Raw genomic sequence first — 17,432 nt, forward strand, 5'->3', positions numbered from 1 at the left:
CCGTATGAGTGCTCCTGAGACTGTGACATCAAGCAAGGCCCCCAACGCCGGCAAGAAGGCGAAGGACCTCAACGACGTCGTGCGCTACACCCTGTGGTCCGTCTTCAAGCTGCGCGACGTGCTGCCCGCGGACACGGACCGTACGGCGTACTCCGATGAGGTCCAGGAGCTGTTCGACCAGCTCGCGGCCAAGGACATCACCGTACGCGGCACCTATGACGTCTCCGGCCTGCGTGCCGACGCCGACGTCATGATCTGGTGGCACGCGGAGACGTCGGACGCGCTGCAGGAGGCGTACAACCTCTTCCGCCGCACCCGCCTCGGCAAGAGCCTCGACCCGGTCTGGTCGAACATGGCGCTGCACCGTCCCGCCGAGTTCAACAAGTCGCACGTCCCGGCGTTCCTCGCCGACGAGACGCCGCGCGACTACATCAGCGTGTACCCCTTCGTGCGTTCCTACGACTGGTACCTGCTGCCGGACGAGGACCGCCGCCGCATGCTCGCCGACCACGGAAAGATGGCCCGCGGCTTCCCCGACGTGCGCGCCAACACCGTGGCCTCCTTCTCCCTCGGCGACTACGAGTGGGTGCTGGCCTTCGAGGCCGACGAGCTGCACCGCATCGTCGACCTCATGCGCCACCTGCGGGCCTCGGAGGCGCGGATGCACGTCCGCGAGGAGGTCCCCTTCTACACCGGCCGGCGCAAGTCGGTCGCAGACCTGGTGGCCGGGCTCGCGTAGCGAGCGGGTTCCGACCACCCCAACCCGGAAGATCAGACGGCGGAACCCCCGGCACCCTGTGCCGGCCGCCGTTCCAGCGACACCGGGTTCGGCTTACGGTGCGGCGCGCTTCCAGCGCGCCGCACCGGCGTCATTCACGGCACGTTCCGCGCGCCCCGGCCGCCGAGCGCGGCCCGCAGCGCCGGGTCGGCCACCGCGCGCACGCCCCGCACGGCGACCGCCTCCAGCACATCGCCCTCCCGGCCGTCCGCGGCGGCCGTGCGCACGTCCAGCAGCCGCTGTCCGGCGGGGGAGGCCCAGGAGCTGTACGGATGCACCTCCATCCGGGCGATGGCCAGAACGCCCAGGGTCAGCACGAGCGGCAGTCCGAACCAGACGAGCACCGGTACGCCCGAGCCGTCCGGCCCCTGCTCCCGGCCGGGGGTGAGCAGCGCCGCGGTGCCCATCACGGCCACCAGCAACGCGGCCCCGCGCACCGCCCGCACGGCCGACGCGAGGTCCGTCCCCGCCCCGCCCGGCAGCGCCAGGCCCGCGGCGACCAGCCGGTCCGCGAGGGCGCGTACGGCGTCGGCGGCCGCCGCTGCGGCGCGGACCGGCGGTATGGGGGACTGGCCGTGCGGGCCGATGGCCCGGATCACCGTGCGCTCCATCTCGTCGCGGCCGTCCGGGTCGACCACCGTCGCCCAGCCGGTGTGCGCGAGCAGGAGCCGGCGGCGCAGATGCATGGTGACGAGCGCGAGATCGGCGACCCGGTGCGGGCCGCCGGCCAGGAACGCGGTCTCGTACAGCGTGAGTTCGGGACCGTCCGCGGTGCGCCGGGCCGCCCGGGACAGCCCGCTCCGCGCTGGGGCCAGACGGGCGGCGGCGAGGCAGAGCCGTATACAGGAGATGGCCGCCGCACCCCATGCGACCAGCAGGAACAGAACCCAGAGCATGCCGGATTTCTATGCGAGACCGGCCCCGGGCGCCAGAGGATTTCAGGATGCGGACGGCGACCGCTCAGGAACTGCTGCCGCAGCTGGAGCCCGAACTGCTGCCGCAGCTCGATCCGGAGCCGCAACTGGATGCCGATCCGCAACCCGACCCGGACCCGCAGCCGGACCCGGAACCGCAGCTGGATCCCGACCCGCACCCGCCCCCGCCGCTGCTCCCGGCGGAGCCGCCGCAGCCGCCGTCGCCGGGGCTCGACCCCGCGCACCACACCGTCGGCACGAGCAGCAGCCCCGAGGCGTCGGACGAGTGGTGCGAGGGCGTGGGCGGCCCCGCCGGCCGCATCCGGGCCGCCGTGACGAGGTGCGTCCGCAGCGCCGGGTCGCCGAGCGCCCGCGATCCCGCCACCGCCACCAGATGGGCCGCGCCCGTCCCGTGCCCGTGGGCGATCCGGAACGCCGCCGCGGCTCTGCGGCCCGCCTTGGTGATCCGGGCGCGGGCGGCGCTCGCGACGACCAGCCCGACGACGGCCCCGCCGAGCAGCGCCGGGAGCACCCCGGCGACGAACGGCACCGGTGTCTCCTGGAGGCTGCCGCCCGCGGTGAACTCGACGATGGTCAGCATGACGGAGAGCGCCAGACCGAGCACGCAGGCCCCTGCCTGCGTCATGGCCCAGCGATGCCGCGTCCGGTTCGCCCCGGGCACGTTCAGCAGTCCGCGCGCCGCCAGACCGTCCCCGACCTCCTGCACGGCGGGGTGGCGCATCACCGCGTTCCGCAGCGTGTGCAGAGCGCCGCTCGGGGCGGCGGCCTGCTCCTGGAGCACGGCCCGCTCCACCGGGTCGTGGGCGACCGGCCGCTGGACCGCGACGATCCCGGGCCCGCCGACGAGCAGCCGGCCGTCCTCCAGCATCGCGGCGAGCGCGGTGTCCACGACCCGGCCGGGCCCGCCGTTCAGGAACGCCACCTCGGACAGGTCGTGGACGACGCCGTCCGGACGGGGTCGGGCGCGGCCCGCCTCCGCGATCAGCAGCGTCGAGGAGACCACCACGGCGAGCGTCAGGACCAGGGCGAAGATGCTCATGCCCCGTCACCTCCCTGCGAGTACGGAACGGGCCGCCCGGACCAGCCGGGTGGTGCGGCGGGGCGGCCGGGGAGCCGCCCGGTCCTGCCACCAGCGGGTCAGGCGCCGGCGGGCCGCCTCGTCCGAGGGCCGGCCGGCGATGAGCAGCTGCTCGGCGAAGTCCAGGGCGTCACGCCGGTATCCGGCGGACATCGGGCGGCTCCTGGCGTACGCGAGGAACGCGTCCCGGTAGCCCCGGCCCAGGATCCGCGGGAGTTCCGGGGCCACCTTGGCGACGACGTCGGCGCGCTTGGCGGCCAGGGCCCGGCTCTGGACCCCGAGCCGGCGGTGGTCGAAGCCCTCGGGGGCGGGGGTGCCCGCGACGAGGGCGGAGAGCAGCGAGGTCTGCGCGACCGCGACGCGGTCGCGCAGCGCCTCCGGGGCCGCGTCGTCCCGGTGCGCCGGGGGCGCGGTCCTCGTCGTGCGGCGGACGGACTTGCGCACGCCGTCCCGGTGCGCGGCCGTGCCCGTGTCCGCCTCCGTGTCCGCGTCGAGCGTGGCGCGGATCGTGTCCAGTTCGGCCGCCAGTCCGGCGGCCGGCGGGAAGTTGTCGTCGCGCTCCAGCAGGACGCCGGGCGGTGCGATACGGGCGCGGAGCTCGGCGAGCACGCCGAGCACCGGAGCGGTGACCGGGTGGGCGTGGGTGTCGTGCCAGACGCCGTCCTTCTCCACGCCGCCCGCCACGTGGACGTACGCGATGGCCTCCACGGGCAGCTCGTCGAGAGCGGTGGCCGGGTCCTCGCCCCGGTTCACGTGGTTCGTGTGCAGATTGGCCACGTCGATGAGCAGCCGCACCCCGGTGCGCTCGACCAGCTCCGCCAGGAACTGCCCCTCGGTCAGCTCCTCGTCGGGCCAGGAGATCAGCGCGGCGATGTTCTCCAGCGCCAGGGGCACCGGCAGCGAGTCCTGTGCCACGCGCACGTTCTCGCACAGCACGTCCAGCGCCGCCCACGTACGCGGGACGGGCAGCAGGTGCCCCGCCTCCAGCACCGGTGACCCCGTGCGCGCTCCGCCCGCCCTGACGAACGCGATGTGCTCGGTCACCAGGGGCGTACCCAGCAGGGTGGCCCGCGCCGCGAGGCCGGCGAGACGGCCGGGGTCGGGGCGGTCGGCCCCGCCCAGGCCCAGCGAGACGCCGTGCGGCACCACGGTGACACCGCGCTCCCTCAGCCGTACCAGGGAGGCGGGCAGATGATCGGCGCAGAGGTTCTCCGCGACCGCCTCCACCCAGTCGATCCCCGGCAGCGCCTCCACCGTGTCGGCGATCTCCGGCCGCCAGCCGACCCCGATTCCCAGCTCCATGGTGTCCCCCTCCGCCGCTCTGTGCACAGGTCATGGCCCCGCGGCACGGCGCCGAACCCGAAGAGGGGGACGTTCAGAGCTCGATTTGAGGTTCCCGCAGCTCCGCCGGGCGGGTGCCGTCTCTCAGGGCAGCGGTGCCGTGGAGGGCCGCGAGGTGAACGACTGGTCCCCGGTCGGTGCCACCGGAACCGGCTGCGGCAGGACCGAGCCGCCGGGCGCCACCGGAGGACCGGTCGGGCCGGCCGTCGCCCCGCCCGCGGCCTCGCGGGCCATGGCGTCGAAGTCGACGAAGCCGGTGCCCTCCAGCATGGTGATGTGGTCGAGCACGGTCACGTTGGCGTCGCTCGCCAGCTGCCGGATCAGCGAGTTGCGGGTGGTGTGCCGGACCTGGGCGATCAGCGCGAAGACCTTGCCGTGCGCGTTCCGCAGCAGATTGGCGAACTTCCGCTCGTACTCCTGGCCGCTCGCCGCCGTCATCTCCCGCAGCCAGCCCTGCTGCTGCTCGGTCGGCTGGTTCGGCAGCTCCACGCCCAGTCTGGCGGCCACCTCACGCGACCTGCGGTCCAGATCCGTGTGCCCGACGACCAGGTGGTCCCCGGCCGCCTTGATCGCCTCGGTCGGCGCCCGCTCGATCGCCTGCTGCCCGGCGGGCAGCTCCCAGAGCCCGGCCAGGCGGACCTTCACCAGGAAGTCCCGGTCGGTCGCGGAGAGCGGACCCCACTGGGTCGCGGTGGACGACGCTTCGAGGTTGTCCTCCCCGGTCCCGGACCGGTCGGCGTACGACCAGACCGGGTAGGCGAGGGCGCCGAGCGTGGCGACGAGCGCCGCGATGATGAGGGCCGTTCCGTTGATGCGTCGCACAGAGGGTTCTCCCGGGCCGAGGCGTGACGGCGTCCAATCGACCGCCGGTGGCAACGGCCGGGCACTGAACGGCCGTTCACCCTGCTGGGCAGTATCACCGGCCCGGCGGCGTCAGGAGGTACGTACCGGCGGACCCGGTTGTTCAACGGCCCGGGAGGAATCCGCGAACGGGGCGCGTGCGTCGCGGCAACGGTCTGTTTCCGCGGAGGTAGCGCGTACCCGGCCGCCCGTCCTCAGCCGCGCAGCGCCGGATGGTCGGCGACCACCGTGCACGAGCCCGGGGCGATCTCGGTGAACCCGGCGTCCCGCACCACCGGCAGCCCGCTCACCGTGAGTTCCTGCCAGCGGCCCGCGTCGGGGACGGCGACCGAGAGCGGGAAGCCCGCCTCCCGCCACGCCTTGCGCTCCGTCTCCGACAGCTCCCACCAGGCGAGTTGCGCCCCGTGCCCGACCTGCGCCATCTCCTTGCCCGCCGACATGCCGAGCTCCGGGTTCAGCCAGAGGACCGGGCCCGTGAGGTCGGGGGCGGCCGGGGGTTCGGAGTCCTCCAGATCCGTCCCCGAGACCTGGAGCTTGGCGAGCTCCTTCGGCCAGCCGTCGAGCGGCACCGGCGGGTAGACCCGCACCTCGGCCGCCTCGCCCGTGACCGTGATCCCCGGCAGCGCACAGGCCTTGCGCCACTCCGCGCCGCGCGCCCGGCGCACCACTTTCCGGATCCGGGCGTCCTGCCAGTCGCGCATCACCTGTGCCCACTCGCCCTCGCCCGTCGACCGCTCGTCGGAGAGCATCACCAGGACCGCCCGGGCGGCCGTGCGCAGGGCGTCGGTACGGGCCGGGGGCGCCGCCTTCTCGATGTGCACCACCAACGGGAGTACGTACTGGGGCGCTTCGTCCCGGTTCGTCCGCTCTGTATGGAAAGGGCTGTCCGCCGGCGCTCCGGCGGGAACGGACGGCGACTCGGCGGGGACGGACGGGGACGCGGGGATGTCGTTGCTGCTCACCCGTCCAGTCTGCCAGCCGCCCCGCGACGTGTTCTTGGCGGAATGAAACGCTCCGGGTGAGGATGCACCGCATGAAGAGCGATCTCTTTTCCCACGAGCACATGGCGCAGCAGGCCACCACCCCCGGAATGACCCTGCAGAACGCCAAATCGATCAAGTACGCGGTCAACGGCGAGATGCACGCACGCCAGGGATCGATGATCGCCTTCCGCGGTGACCTCCAGTTCGAGCGCAAGGGCCAGGGCCTCGGCGGCATGCTCAAGCGCGCCGTCACGGGCGAGGGCCTGCCGCTGATGGCGGTGCGCGGCCAGGGCGAGGCGTGGTTCGCGCACGAGGCGGCCAACTGCTTCATCGTGGAGATGGAGCAGGGCGACGTCCTCACCGTGAACGGCCGCAACGTCCTGTGCTTCGACTCCACGCTCGCGTACGAGATCAAGACCGTGAAGGGCGCCGGGATGACCGGCGGCGGACTCTTCAACAGCGTCTTCACCGGCTACGGGAAGCTCGGCCTGATGTGCGAGGGGCATCCCATCGTGATCCCCGTCACGCCCCAGCAGCCGGTGTGCGTCGACACGGACGCCGTCGTCGGCTGGAGCGCCCACCTGAACACCTCGCTGCACCGCTCGCAGAGCGTCGGCTCCATGCTGCGCGGCGGCTCGGGGGAGGCGGTCCAGCTGCGGCTGGACGGAGAAGGGTTCGTGATCGTGCGGCCCAGCGAGCTCAAGACCGAGAAGGCGTCGTCCAACTGAGTACGGACGTCCTGAGACTGAGCGGGGTGGGCCGCCGGTACGGTCTCGCCGGACCGTGGGTGCTGCGCGGCGTCGACCTCGGGCTGCGCCCGCGCTCGCTCGTCCGCGTCGAGGGTGCCAACGGCACGGGCAAGTCCACCCTGTTGCGGCTCCTCGCCGGGATCGACGCCCCCACCGAGGGCCGGATCACGCGCGGCCGACCGCGCACGGCGTACGTCCCCGAGCGGTTCCCGGCGGCGCTGCCCTTCACCGCCGCCGGTTATCTCGTCCACCTCGGCCGGATCCACGGACTGCGCAGGGCCGAGGCGGCCGGGCGTGCGCAGGAGTGGCTGACCCGCTTCGGGGCGGCGGAACACGCCCGCACGCCGCTCGCGGAGCTGTCCAAGGGCACCAGCCAGAAGGTCGCCGTCGCCCAGGCGCTCCTCGCCGAACCGGAGCTGCTGGTCCTGGACGAGGCATGGACGGGCCTCGACGCCGCGGCCCGCGGCGAACTGGACCGGGCCGTGGCCGAGTGCGTCGCCGCGGGCTCCACAGCGGTCTTCGTCGACCACGACCCGCGACGCCTGGCGGGCGCGGTCGACACGGCGCTGCGCGTCCAGGGAACCGGGATCGTCGTGGCATCTCCCGCTCCCGCCGGGGCGTCGGGCGGCCCCCGGGTACGGATCGAGGCCGTGGGCCCGCCCGGCACGCCACTTCCCGCCGGCCTGCCCGGCGCCCCCGTCCGGACCTGTGCGAGGGACGGATCCGTGACGCTCACCGTCGCGTCCGCGCACTCGGACGCCCTGCTGGGCGCGCTGCTCACGTCCCGCCCGCCCTGGCACATCACGCAGCTCTCGACCGCACCCGGCAACCCCGACGGGGCGGCATGACCGCACTCGTCCGCTACCGGACCGCCCTCCTGCTGCGCTCCCAGCGCTGGCTCGCACCCGTGCTCCTGTACATGGCCTTCCTCGGGGTCGGCGTCCGCGCGGGGCAGCCCGTGCTGGACTCGCTCGGCTACGCCGCGGCGGGGCTGCTCCCCGTCACCGCCTGGCTCGTCCAGGTCTGCGTCACCCAGGAACCGCCCGCCGCCCGGGCGGTGGTGGCCGCGGCCGTGGGAGGGCAGCCGCGGGCCCATCTGGCGGCCCTGCTCGCCGCGTCGGGGTGCGCCGGGCTCCTGGGCGCGGCCGCCACCGCGGTGGTGCTGCTCATCAGTGAGCCGACGAGTACGGACCGCAGGGCCGAGGTCGCGCTGCCGTCCGCCGGGCTCGCCGGACTGCTCGCCGCCGCCTGCTGTGTCCTGCTGGGGGCTGCCGTCGGGGCGCTGTGCACCCGGCCTCTGCTGCACCGGCGCGGCTGGTCCGTCGCGGCGACCGTGCTCGCGGTGCTGCCGGCCCTGGTGGCGCACGGGTCACCCGCGAAGTACGCGGTGACGGGGCTGGTCACCGGCTCGCACACCGGCACCGTCCACGTACCGGTCCTTCCGCTCCTCGCCGCGGTGGCCGTGGCCGCCGCGGCGGCCACGCTCGCCTGCCGGCTCACGTCGGTGCGCGGCTGAGTAGGCTCGTCCGTATGAGCCAACCCGTGAACGAGTCGTCCTGCGCGGCACCGGCCGTTGCGACGCCCGGCACCGCCGAAGGCCCCCCGTACGCCGCGTGCGTGCTGTGCCGGAAGCCGACCGAGTACGCCGAGTCCGTCAAGGGCATCACGCTCTGCCCGGTCTGCGAGTGGCAGGAGGCCCAGCGCACGGCCTGCTCCGGCTGACGTCGATCGGGGTCAGCCGGCCATCAGCTCCGACACCTTGACGAAGCGGTAACCGCGCTTCCGCAGCTCCGGAACCACCTGGCCCACCGCCTCGTCGGTGACCGGAGCCGCGCTGCGGGTGCAGTGCATGACGACCAGCGATCCGGGCTTCACCCCGTCCAGAACCTGCTGCGCCACCGCGTCCGCGTCCGTCGCGAAGGCGTCACCGCTGACGACGTCCCACTGCACCGCGGTCACCTTCTCCGGCGCGAGCGCGCGCAGCGTCGCGTCGTCGTAGCAGCCGCCGGGGAACCGGAAGTACGGCACGACATTGCGGGCTCCGGTCTTCCGGATCGCCGCGAAGGCCCGCTCCACCTCGTCGTGGACCGCCTCCTTCTCCACGACCGGCAGGCCGTAGCAGGGCGAGGTGAAGGCGTAGTGGCTGTACGAGTGGTTGCCGATCTCGAAGAGCGGGTCCGTGCCGATGGAGCGGGCCTGGGAGGGGTATTCCTCGGCCCATCGGCCGGTCATGAAGACGGTCGCGGGCACCTTCAGGCGGCGCAGCAGCGCGATCAGCTTCGGATGGTCGAAGCGTTCCCCGGCGGCGGCGCGCGGCCCCTCGTCGGCGGTCATGTCGGCGTCGAAGGTGAGCGCCACGACCTTGTCCGCGTGCTGCGGCCCTCGTTCGAGGACGGGCGTGAGACCGGCGGGGCCGGGCGCCATGGTGGGCGGCTTCTTCACGGGCCGGGGCGTCGCCGAGGGCGCGTGGGCCGAGGCGCGTGCGGCGGCGGTCGTACGGTCCGCGTCCGTGTGCCGGTCGCCGGGGGCGTCGCCCGAGGCCGCGCAGGCGACGAGCCCGCCGCCGAGTACCGCTCCCAGGACGGCCATAACCGTCATTTTCCGTACATTATTGGTCACTCACGGAAAATAACCGATCAACCGACCGGGACCGGCCCCCGCCGTGAAGCGTTCGGCCGGGCGGGTGGCGGCGCGCGGATGCCGCATCGGCCGTGAGATCCGGATGCCCCGCCGCCCGCCGCCCGCCGCCCGCCGCCTACCGCCCGCCGCCTCTGCGCTCAGCCTCTGCGCTCTGCCGGCCGGTGCCGCGGTGTCAGCGCGTCAGCGCCATGGGCCCGTCACCGCGAACGTCGTCCCCGGCGTGTAGCAGTTGACGAACATCGTCTCCTGGTCCGGTGCGAACGTGACCCCGGCGAACTCGCCCCACTCCGGCTCCTCGGCCGTGCCGATGTTCTGCCGGCCGCGCGCCATCGCGTACACCTCGCCGCCCCGCGTCAGGCCGAACACGTGCTGTGCCCCGCCGCCGTCCTCGCACACCATCAGCCCGCCGTCGGGGGCGAGGCAGATGTTGTCCGGGGACTCGCCCGGCAGCTGGATGTCGGTGTCCGGGCCGAAGGCGATGACCAGCGTCAGCCGGCGCCGCCTCGGCTCGTACCGCCAGACCTGTCCGTAGTGGTCGGCGGCCGAGCCCTCCGCGCTGTGCGCGAAGCTGGAGACGAAGTAGACCGAGGATCCGCCCCAGTAGCAGCCCTCCAGCTTCTGGCCGTGGGTGATGCCCTTCGGACCGAAGTCCTGGAACCGGATGGCCGTTTCGGCAGCCAGCGGATCCGGTACGGGAACCCACTCGATGCCCTCGAAGCTCGTCCCGGTCTCCTGGACCGCGGAGAGGTCGGGCACCCCCGGCACCCGCATGGCCTCCAGCCGGCCGCCGGCCCGCAGTGAGCCCGTGCCGCCGAGCGGCTTCTCCGGGAGGAAGCGGTAGAACAGCCCGAACGGCTTGTCGAACGCGTCCTCGGTCTCGTACACGACGCCGTTGCGCGGATCGATGGCGATCGCCTCGTGCTGGAAGCGGCCCATCGCCGTCAGCGGAACGGCGCCGGTACGGTGCGGATTCGCGCCGTCCACCTCGAAGATGAAGCCGTGGTCCTTGGTGTAGCCGTTGGTGCCGGCCTTGTCCTCGGTCTCCTCGCAGGTGAGCCAGGTGTCCCAAGGGGTGCGGCCGCCCGCGCAGTTGACCGCGGTGCCGGCGATGGCGACGCGTTCGCCGAGGACGTTGTTCCGGCCGTCGAGTTCCAGGGCGGTACAGCCGCCCTTGCCCATCGGGTCGTACGTGAGCCCTTCGACGGTCGGCACGGCGATGTCCGCGGTGACCCGGTTCTCGTGGTTGCGTACGAGCGTCACGTGTCCGCGCCGGCCCGCGAAGGCCGCCATGCCGTCGCAGTGGCTGGGCACCGGGCCCTCGCCGGACCGGAGCGGGTCGCCCTCCCGGGAGAGCACCCGGTGGCGGAAACCCTTCGGGAGGTCGAGGAGCCCGTCCGGGTCGGGCACCAGTGGGCCGTAACCCGCGTGGCCACGGGCGGCGGACGTTCCCGCGAAGAGTTCCGTGAAGGCCCCCGTGAAGGCGATCGCGGCGGCTGCGCCGCCGGTGGCCAGGACCTGACGGCGTGTCGCGAGAGGACGAGGTGCGGTTGACATGGGCAACTCCCTGTTGGCGGACAGGTGACATGGCATTGTCAAAAGCAGGCCTGCCCGTTCGAGACCCTCGGTGAACGTTGACACGGCCGAGTGGCCGGTCCTGCCCCGACGCTCCGGGGCAGAAGCAGACGGAAGGTCGATCCCGTGCCCGTCCGGCTGTCGAGTTCGAGCCGGCCCCGGTGCGCCTCGGCGATGGTGGAGGCGATGGACAGGCCGAGACCCGAACCGGGCTCGGGGCCGCCCGCGCCCGTCGCCGGACCGCGATAGAAACGCTCGAACACCTGCCGGGCGATGTCGGCCGGCAGCCCCGGACCGTCGTCCGCGACCTCCACCACGCAGGCCCGGACGCCTGGGGGCAGCGCTGCCGTGGCGCTGCTGCGGCCCGCCCGGTCGGTCCCCCCGGTCTCCGGACCGGTCCGTACGGTGCCGACCCGCACCTCGACCCGTGCCCCGGGCGGTGTGTGGACGCACGCGTTGGCCAGCAGGTTGGCGATCACCTGCGCGAGCTGATGGGGGTCACCCAGCGTCTCGACCACATCGAGCGCGTCCCCGGAACCGTCCGGGCCCCTGCCCGCCAGCGGAGCCAGCCGCACGTCCCGCCCCGGGTGCGCGACGACGGCCGCGCCGACGCCGTCGGCGGCCAGGGAGAGCAGATCCACGCTCTCCCGGTGCGTCACCGGTGCGTCACCCAGCCTGGCCAGCAGGGAGAGATCGTCGACGAGGCGGCTCATCCGCTCCGCGTTCCGCGCGATGAGCTCATGGGCCTCGCGCCGGCGCGCCGCCGGGAGGCGGGGATGCTCGACGAGCAGTTCGGCGAACCCCTGGATGGAGGTGAGCGGGGTACGCAGTTCATGGCCCGCGTCCGCCATGAACCGGCGCAGCCGCTGCTCCGACACGTCCTTGCGGTGCAGCGCCGCCCGCACCTGGCCGAGCATCGTGTTGAACGCGATCCCGAGCCTTCCGGTCTCCGTACGCGGATCCGTGTCCGTGACGGTCAGGTCCGGCTCGCCACCGGTGATGCGCCGCGCCGTGCGTTCCATCCGGTCCAGGGGGTGCAGCCCCAGACGTACGGCCGCGCTCCCCAGCAGCCCGACGCCGGCGGCGGCCACGACACCGATGGCGATGCTGAACCACAGCAGTTTGGACGTGGCACCCTCGACCGTGTCCAACGGCAGCGCGACGACGAACCGCAGGCCGTCGGGGCCCGTTCGGGCGATCACCCGCCAGTCCGACGTGCCCCGGCCGGCGGGAACGGTGGTGGGCCGCCCGTCCGTGAGCGTGAGGGAGGACGCGGCCGCGGGGAGCAGGGGACGACCGTCCCCGCTGCCCAGCGAATCCCGCCGGAGCCGTCCGTCGGCCCCGTAGAAGTAGACCCGGTAGTCGGAGGGCAGCGCGTCCTCGCGGGGGAACGGCCGGGGCGCGCCGGACCCCTTGTCCCGGGCCGGCGCGGCGAGGAACGGGGGAGGCGGGCCGAAACGGGTGAGGCGGTGGTCGGTCTGGCCGGTGAGCCAGGAGCGCATGACCGCCAGCCCGGCCGCCTGGGACGCCAGCACGGCGGCCGTGGCCAGCACGGTGGAGATCAGTACCAGACGGGTGCGCATCGAGCGGGGACGCAGCCGGAGCCTCACGGCGCGTCCGCCCGGGGCAGCCGGAGACAGTAGCCCACACCGCGCACGGTGTGGATCAGTGGCGGCCCGGTGTGATCGGTCTTGCGGCGCAGGTTCTTGATGTACGTGTCGACGATGCGGGTGTCCCCGGCGAAGCCGTACTGCCAGACCTCCTGAAGGATCTCCTGCTTCTCCAGCACCGTCTCCGGGCGGGACACCAGGCACACCAGGAGACGGAACTCGGTGGGGGACAACCGCACGGGCTGCCCGGCACGGTGGACGGTGTGCCGTTCGCGGTCGACCCGCAGGTCCGCGTAGCGCAGCGGCGGGGCCGCGGTCGGCGGCCGGGAGGATCCGCCGGTGCGGCGCAGGATGGCGCGGATGCGCAGCACGATCTCCTGGATGTGGAAGGGCTTGGTGACGTAGTCGTCGCCACCGGAACTCAGCCCGATGATGCGGTCCTCGATGTCGGTGCGGGCGGTGAGGAACAGCACCGGCGTGTAATCGCCCCGGGAACGGAGTTCACGCGTCACGGCGAATCCGTCGGTGTCCGGGAGCGTCACGTCCAGCACGATCAGGTCCGGCCGGCAGCGGCCCGTCTCGCCGACGGCCTCCCGCCCGTCCGCCGCGGAGGCGACGCTGTACCCGGCCGCGTTCAGGGCCGAGGCGAGCAGGGTGCGGATGCTCGGGTCGTCCTCGACGACCAGGACGGTGTGCCGGGCTGACTGCGCGCCCATGGGCCGGATCACCTCGCGCGGTACGGACGGAACGCACGCCGGGCGGGGCGGCGCTGTGCGGTCTGCGCGAGGGTAGTCGGCGAACATGTGCGGGTTCACAGGAACGGAAGCCGCCGGTACGGCTGCGGCGCGCCCGGGCGCGGAAGGGGGCTTCCGCCGGGGCGCGCCGTCGGTCAGCCGGTGACCTCCTTGTTCTTCGCCAGGGCCGTGGTCCGCGAGGTGACGGTGGTGCGCAGCGCGCCCACCGCGGTCTCGACGTCCTCGGCGGGGACGCCGGCCCGCTCGGCCTGCGCCGCGAGGTCCTCCAGCGCCTTCGTGGCCTTGCCGGACGCGTAGAACTTCTCGTACAGGTCCTGGTACGCCTTCTTGTACACGGCGTCGAAGGCATCCAGTCCGAGGAAGCGTTCCTTGAGCGCGTGCCCGGACATCCCGCCGCCGCGCCCCGCGCCCTGGGCTCCGTCGCCGCCCGCCCCGTCAGGCATGTCAGGCAGGTTCGTCAGGTCGGGCATGCCCTGCGGGGCTTCCCCGGTCTGTCCGCCGTCCTGGCCGGGCCGGCCGCCGGGGCGGCCTCCGCCGCCTCCGCCCATTCTCATCGCGTCGTCGGGCCCGGCGGTCGCGTCCCCGCTGAACGTGAGGTTGTAGTCCCAGCCGAGCACCGAGAACTTCTTGGTGTTCAGGTCGTACCCGAGGAGGTAGTTCTTCCCCGGGCCCGCCATGTCGTCGAAGTTCATCAGCAGGTTCTGCGCCGCGACGTAGTGGGCGAAGGAGTCGACGTCGACGTACGTGCCGAGGTTCGCTGAGAACTCCTCGTCCGAGGAGTTCTCCACCCACTTGGTCAGCTTCATCACGGGTTCGAGGTCCTGGCTGCCGACCTTGTTCAGCTGCCGGAAGGACGTCTCGTACTTCGAGGGGTCGTCCCCCTGGTAGGCGAAGGTGCCACCCGCCCTGGCCTTGTAGACCACCGACTCACCCTCGACGGCCTCGGCGTACTCCGTGTCGGGGTTCTCGACCATCAGGCGCACGGCGGCCGGCCGGTTGTTGACCTTCAGGGTCGAGAAGCCGTACCGCTCGGCCGGCTCCCCGGTCCCGTCGATCAGCGAGAGCGCCAGCGCCTCGTTGACGGGCACCTGGGCGCCCGCGCCCGGACGGAGCGAGATCTCGCGCTCGCCCTGGTAGGCGCGGCCCTCGATGTACTCGTCGATCTTGATGAGCCAGGGAAGTTCCTCCGGCTTGTCCGCGGAGAGGTTGTACTGCGTCATCCCCCCACCACCGGCCCGCCCGCCGCCGGCTGCGGGAGCACCCCCGGCGGCCTGACCGCCCCCGGGCGTGGGGGCGCCACCGGCTGTCTGACCGCCGCCGGCCGCTTGACCGCCGCCGGGCGCCTGACCGCCGCCGGGCGCCTGACCGCCCCCGGGCGGCTGCGCGCCCCCGCTCGCTTCCCCTGCGCCGGGGAAGCCGTTCTGTCCGCCGCCCCCGCCGGGCATCCCTCCGCCGTTGCCGCCCTGGAGGGACCTCAGGGTGGAGTTGCCCTTGAGCCGGATGCCGACGTCCCTGAGGTAGACCCCGTCGATCGTGAGGTCCGCCGGGATCGAGTCCTTGGTCCCGTCCTTCTTGAACGCCTTCATCATCTTGTCGAAGTCGGTCTGGTTGTACTCCAGTTGGATGGAGTGCCGCACCGCGGTGTCGTACAGCCCGACCGTTCCCCCGACGTTCTCGGTGATCGTGTCCGCCTCTACCCGCGAGGCGGAGGTCACGTACGGGGAGACGCGTGCGTCGCCGAACGCGTACAGCATCACCGCGAGTCCCGCGCACAGTGCCCCGGCAGGCTTCCAGTGGTGCCGCAGCCGTACGGGCACCCGGTCGCGCAGCCGTCGCCTTCGGGGCGTGCCGTCGACGGGGCTCACAGGTCGGTCGTGTCGTAACCGGTCAGCACCGTCACCCGCTGGCCGGACGTGCGCTCCTGCAGCGCGGTGACCAGGTCACCGGGCTCGGTGCCCTTCTTCATCCGGACCGTGTAGAACACCTCGTTCAGCGCCCCGCCCCGGATCGTCTCGGTGCTCACCAGTTCGAACTCGGTGGTGTACTTGATCAGGACGTCGCGTATGCCCGGGGTGTAGTCCTCGCCCGCCGGGACCTGGACCTTGACGACCTGGCGCTGGACGTCCAGCGCGAACCAGTCGAACTTGTGCATGATGACGACCACGACGCAGATGACGACGGCGCCGACGGCGGCCAGCGTGTAGAAGCGCGCACCGCAGGCCATGCCGATCGCCATGGCCAGGAAGATGAAGCCGACGTCCCGGGTCTCCTTGACCGCGTTACGGAAGCGGACCACGGACAACGCGCCGACCAGCGAGAACGCCCGCGCGAGGTTGGACCCGACGACGAGCATGATCAGGGCGACGATCATGCCGACGATGATGAGGGTCTGCACGTAGGACTGGCTGTACGACACGTTCCGGTGGGTGTACCGGTAGACGTACCCGATCACCGTGCTCAGGACGAAGGACAGCACCATCGCCGCGACGACGTCGGTGACGCTGAACGTCCCGCTGAGTTCCTGCAGTTCGAAGTTCACTGTGCTCCTGCTTTCACCGGCGGCTCGTGCGCCGGCAGCTGCGTGTCGAGGGGGGCGGCGGGCGGCGGACAGCACGCCTCGTCGAGATGGAATACGGAACGGGGTGCCAGGCCGAACGCCTCGATCGACTGGACGTACTTGGAGACCCGCACCAGGCTGAGATTGCGGCGGGCGGCCAGGTCGGTGATCCAGTGCGGGGTGCGCTCGTTGACCTTGATCTCCATGACCGACATGTGCGGCGGAATGGTGAAGCGGTTCTCCGGACGGGGCTGGCCCAGGTGGAAGTCCCGGTCACGGCCCCGGACGCGCCGGTCGAAGGTCACCCGCAATCCGGTGTCGGAGCCGCGCCCGACCAGCGCCTCGCGCTGGTAGCCGGTGATCGCGGTCGGCCGCAGGTTGAGCCGTACCACCAGGTCGAGCACCTCGTGGATGAAGGCGCGTTCCTTCGGCGCGTGCTCCACCAGCTCCCGGCCGTCGCAGAGCTGACGGGCCGTGCCGTACGGGAGGGTGATGCGGCGCTTCTGGGTGACCCGGTTGACGCGCTGCTTGATCTCGACGCACACCGGCGACGCGTCCGTGACACCGTCCGGGTCGCCGTAGTGCCGGATGCGCAGCTTGCGGCGGAACTTCAGGCCCTCGATCTTCTCCCAGTAGAACCGGAGCTCCGGAGAGTCGTAGTAGAGGCTCCACACGCCGTAGCCGCCGACCGGACTGTTCAGGTCACGGTCCATCCGCTCCGCGAGTTCGTCGCGGAGCTCTGCGGCGAGGTCCACGGGGACCAGGTACTTGAGCTCGTATCGGTTGAACGCGTGCAGCCTGCTGGCGACATGCAGCGGTGGGGGATCCTCGTCGTCCTCGGGGCGCCCCTGGGCGGGCTCCCGGAACGGAGCCGTGTCGGGTTGCGACACCGTGCGCCTCCTTCGTCGTCCGTGCCGGACGGGCCGGCGCGGATCACGCAACCAACGACGGATGAGGAGGCGATGAGAAAACCGGGTGTATTGCAGGAGGATTCAAGGTGGCCGGAAGGTGAACGCGACTGTGTGTGCGCCGGGGCGGACTGCGCTGTTCCCGGGCGGGGCCGTGTTGTGCCGGGGCGGACAGCACTGCCCCCGGGCGGCAGGTGCCGGCCCGGGGGCAGTGGGGAGCGGGAACGATCAGGCGAGCGAGGCGCTCAGCGTGATCGTCGTGCCCGTCAGCGCCTGGCTGACCGGGCAGTTCGCCTTCGCGTCCTCGGCCGCCTTGACGAAGCCCGCCTCGTCGAGACCGGGCACCTCGCCCTGGACGGTGAGGTGGATGCCCGTGATGCCGGTGCCGGGCTGGAAGGTGACCTCGGCCTGGGTGTTCAGCCGGGTCGGCGGGGTGCCGGCCGTGGCGAGACCGTTGGAGAGCGCCATCGAGAAGCAGCTGGAGTGTGCCGCGGCGATCAGCTCCTCCGGGCTGGTCTTGCCGTTCGCCTTCTCCGCGCGGGACGGCCAGGAGACCGGGTACTCCCCGATCCCGGAGGAGTCGAGGGTGACGACACCCTTGCCCTCGATCAGGTTGCCTTCCCAGACCGTGTGCGCCTGACGCGTGGTAGCCATGCTGGTTCCCT

The 17,432-nt window shown here is 72.7% G+C and carries 18 protein-coding genes; 5 read left to right on the plus strand and 13 right to left on the minus strand.

Annotated features, from left to right (window positions below):
- Positions 1-4: 4 nt before the first annotated feature.
- Positions 5-739 carry a hydrogen peroxide-dependent heme synthase gene (gene hemQ / locus ACIQMX_RS16960; protein WP_402478715.1) on the plus strand — a complete coding sequence of 245 codons (735 nt, stop codon included), beginning with the start codon at positions 5-7 and terminating at the stop codon, positions 737-739.
- Between the two features lie 134 nt (positions 740-873).
- On the opposite strand, the gene ACIQMX_RS16965 is transcribed toward hemQ, so the two are convergent.
- From ACIQMX_RS16965 to ACIQMX_RS16985, 5 genes are all read right to left on the minus strand, one after another.
- Positions 874-1,674 (minus strand): TIGR04222 domain-containing membrane protein, encoded by an 801-nt coding sequence (locus tag ACIQMX_RS16965; protein WP_402478716.1) that lies wholly within the window; start codon positions 1,672-1,674, stop codon positions 874-876.
- A gap of 64 nt (positions 1,675-1,738) precedes the next feature.
- Positions 1,739-2,752, minus strand: a complete 1,014-nt coding sequence (locus tag ACIQMX_RS16970) for a TIGR04222 domain-containing membrane protein (RefSeq protein ID WP_402478719.1) — start codon at positions 2,750-2,752, stop codon at positions 1,739-1,741.
- A 6-nt stretch (positions 2,753-2,758) separates the two neighbouring features.
- A complete protein-coding gene (locus ACIQMX_RS16975) occupies positions 2,759-4,093 on the minus strand; it encodes a DUF692 domain-containing protein (RefSeq protein ID WP_402478722.1) in 1,335 nt (444 codons plus the stop codon).
- Between the two features lie 123 nt (positions 4,094-4,216).
- Entirely contained in the window at positions 4,217-4,954 is a 738-nt protein-coding gene (locus ACIQMX_RS16980) for a DUF4142 domain-containing protein (protein WP_402478725.1), read from the minus strand.
- A gap of 233 nt (positions 4,955-5,187) precedes the next feature.
- Positions 5,188-5,955 carry a peptidyl-tRNA hydrolase gene (locus ACIQMX_RS16985; protein ID WP_402478728.1) on the minus strand — a complete coding sequence of 256 codons (768 nt, stop codon included), beginning with the start codon at positions 5,953-5,955 and terminating at the stop codon, positions 5,188-5,190.
- A gap of 71 nt (positions 5,956-6,026) precedes the next feature.
- On the opposite strand from ACIQMX_RS16985, the gene ACIQMX_RS16990 reads away from it, so the two are divergent.
- Genes ACIQMX_RS16990 through ACIQMX_RS17005 form a run of 4 tightly spaced genes read left to right on the plus strand, consistent with a single transcriptional unit; the run spans position 6,027 to position 8,447 of the window.
- Positions 6,027-6,704 (plus strand): AIM24 family protein, encoded by a 678-nt coding sequence (locus ACIQMX_RS16990; RefSeq protein ID WP_363073446.1) that lies wholly within the window; start codon positions 6,027-6,029, stop codon positions 6,702-6,704.
- A gap of 11 nt (positions 6,705-6,715) precedes the next feature.
- A complete protein-coding gene (locus tag ACIQMX_RS16995; RefSeq protein ID WP_402479403.1) occupies positions 6,716-7,573 on the plus strand; it encodes an ATP-binding cassette domain-containing protein in 858 nt (285 codons plus the stop codon).
- On the plus strand, positions 7,570-8,241 hold the full coding sequence (locus ACIQMX_RS17000) for an ABC transporter (RefSeq protein ID WP_402478730.1): 672 nt from the start codon (positions 7,570-7,572) through the stop codon (positions 8,239-8,241). The genes ACIQMX_RS16995 and ACIQMX_RS17000 overlap by 4 nt, the downstream gene beginning before the upstream one ends.
- A gap of 14 nt (positions 8,242-8,255) precedes the next feature.
- Positions 8,256-8,447, plus strand: a complete 192-nt coding sequence (locus tag ACIQMX_RS17005) for a hypothetical protein (RefSeq protein WP_402478733.1) — start codon at positions 8,256-8,258, stop codon at positions 8,445-8,447.
- A gap of 12 nt (positions 8,448-8,459) precedes the next feature.
- On the opposite strand, the gene ACIQMX_RS17010 is transcribed toward ACIQMX_RS17005, so the two are convergent.
- The 8 genes from ACIQMX_RS17010 to ACIQMX_RS17045 all read right to left on the minus strand — a co-directional run bounded on the left by ACIQMX_RS17010 (position 8,460) and on the right by ACIQMX_RS17045 (position 17,421).
- Positions 8,460-9,323 (minus strand): polysaccharide deacetylase family protein, encoded by an 864-nt coding sequence (locus ACIQMX_RS17010; protein ID WP_402478736.1) that lies wholly within the window; start codon positions 9,321-9,323, stop codon positions 8,460-8,462.
- A gap of 222 nt (positions 9,324-9,545) precedes the next feature.
- Positions 9,546-10,919: an alkaline phosphatase PhoX gene (locus ACIQMX_RS17015; RefSeq protein ID WP_402478738.1), complete on the minus strand. Its 1,374-nt coding sequence runs from the start codon at positions 10,917-10,919 to the stop codon at positions 9,546-9,548.
- A 38-nt stretch (positions 10,920-10,957) separates the two neighbouring features.
- Entirely contained in the window at positions 10,958-12,520 is a 1,563-nt protein-coding gene (locus tag ACIQMX_RS17020; RefSeq protein ID WP_402479406.1) for a sensor histidine kinase, read from the minus strand.
- A 23-nt stretch (positions 12,521-12,543) separates the two neighbouring features.
- Positions 12,544-13,263 carry a response regulator transcription factor gene (locus ACIQMX_RS17025; protein WP_402478741.1) on the minus strand — a complete coding sequence of 240 codons (720 nt, stop codon included), beginning with the start codon at positions 13,261-13,263 and terminating at the stop codon, positions 12,544-12,546.
- A 173-nt stretch (positions 13,264-13,436) separates the two neighbouring features.
- The gene (locus ACIQMX_RS17030; RefSeq protein ID WP_402478744.1) at positions 13,437-15,167 is read right to left on the minus strand and encodes a CotH kinase family protein; all 1,731 of its coding nucleotides are present in this window, start codon (positions 15,165-15,167) and stop codon (positions 13,437-13,439) included.
- On the minus strand, positions 15,164-15,841 hold the full coding sequence (locus tag ACIQMX_RS17035) for a DUF4956 domain-containing protein (RefSeq protein ID WP_402478747.1): 678 nt from the start codon (positions 15,839-15,841) through the stop codon (positions 15,164-15,166). The genes ACIQMX_RS17030 and ACIQMX_RS17035 overlap by 4 nt, the downstream gene beginning before the upstream one ends.
- Positions 15,838-16,749, minus strand: a complete 912-nt coding sequence (locus ACIQMX_RS17040; protein WP_402478748.1) for a polyphosphate polymerase domain-containing protein — start codon at positions 16,747-16,749, stop codon at positions 15,838-15,840. The genes ACIQMX_RS17035 and ACIQMX_RS17040 overlap by 4 nt, the downstream gene beginning before the upstream one ends.
- A 246-nt stretch (positions 16,750-16,995) precedes the next feature.
- The gene (locus ACIQMX_RS17045; protein WP_148021515.1) at positions 16,996-17,421 is read right to left on the minus strand and encodes an OsmC family protein; all 426 of its coding nucleotides are present in this window, start codon (positions 17,419-17,421) and stop codon (positions 16,996-16,998) included.
- Positions 17,422-17,432: the final 11 nt, after the last annotated feature.

Source organism: Streptomyces sp. NPDC091416, from assembly GCF_044756845.1.
GTDB lineage: Bacteria > Actinomycetota > Actinomycetes > Streptomycetales > Streptomycetaceae > Streptomyces.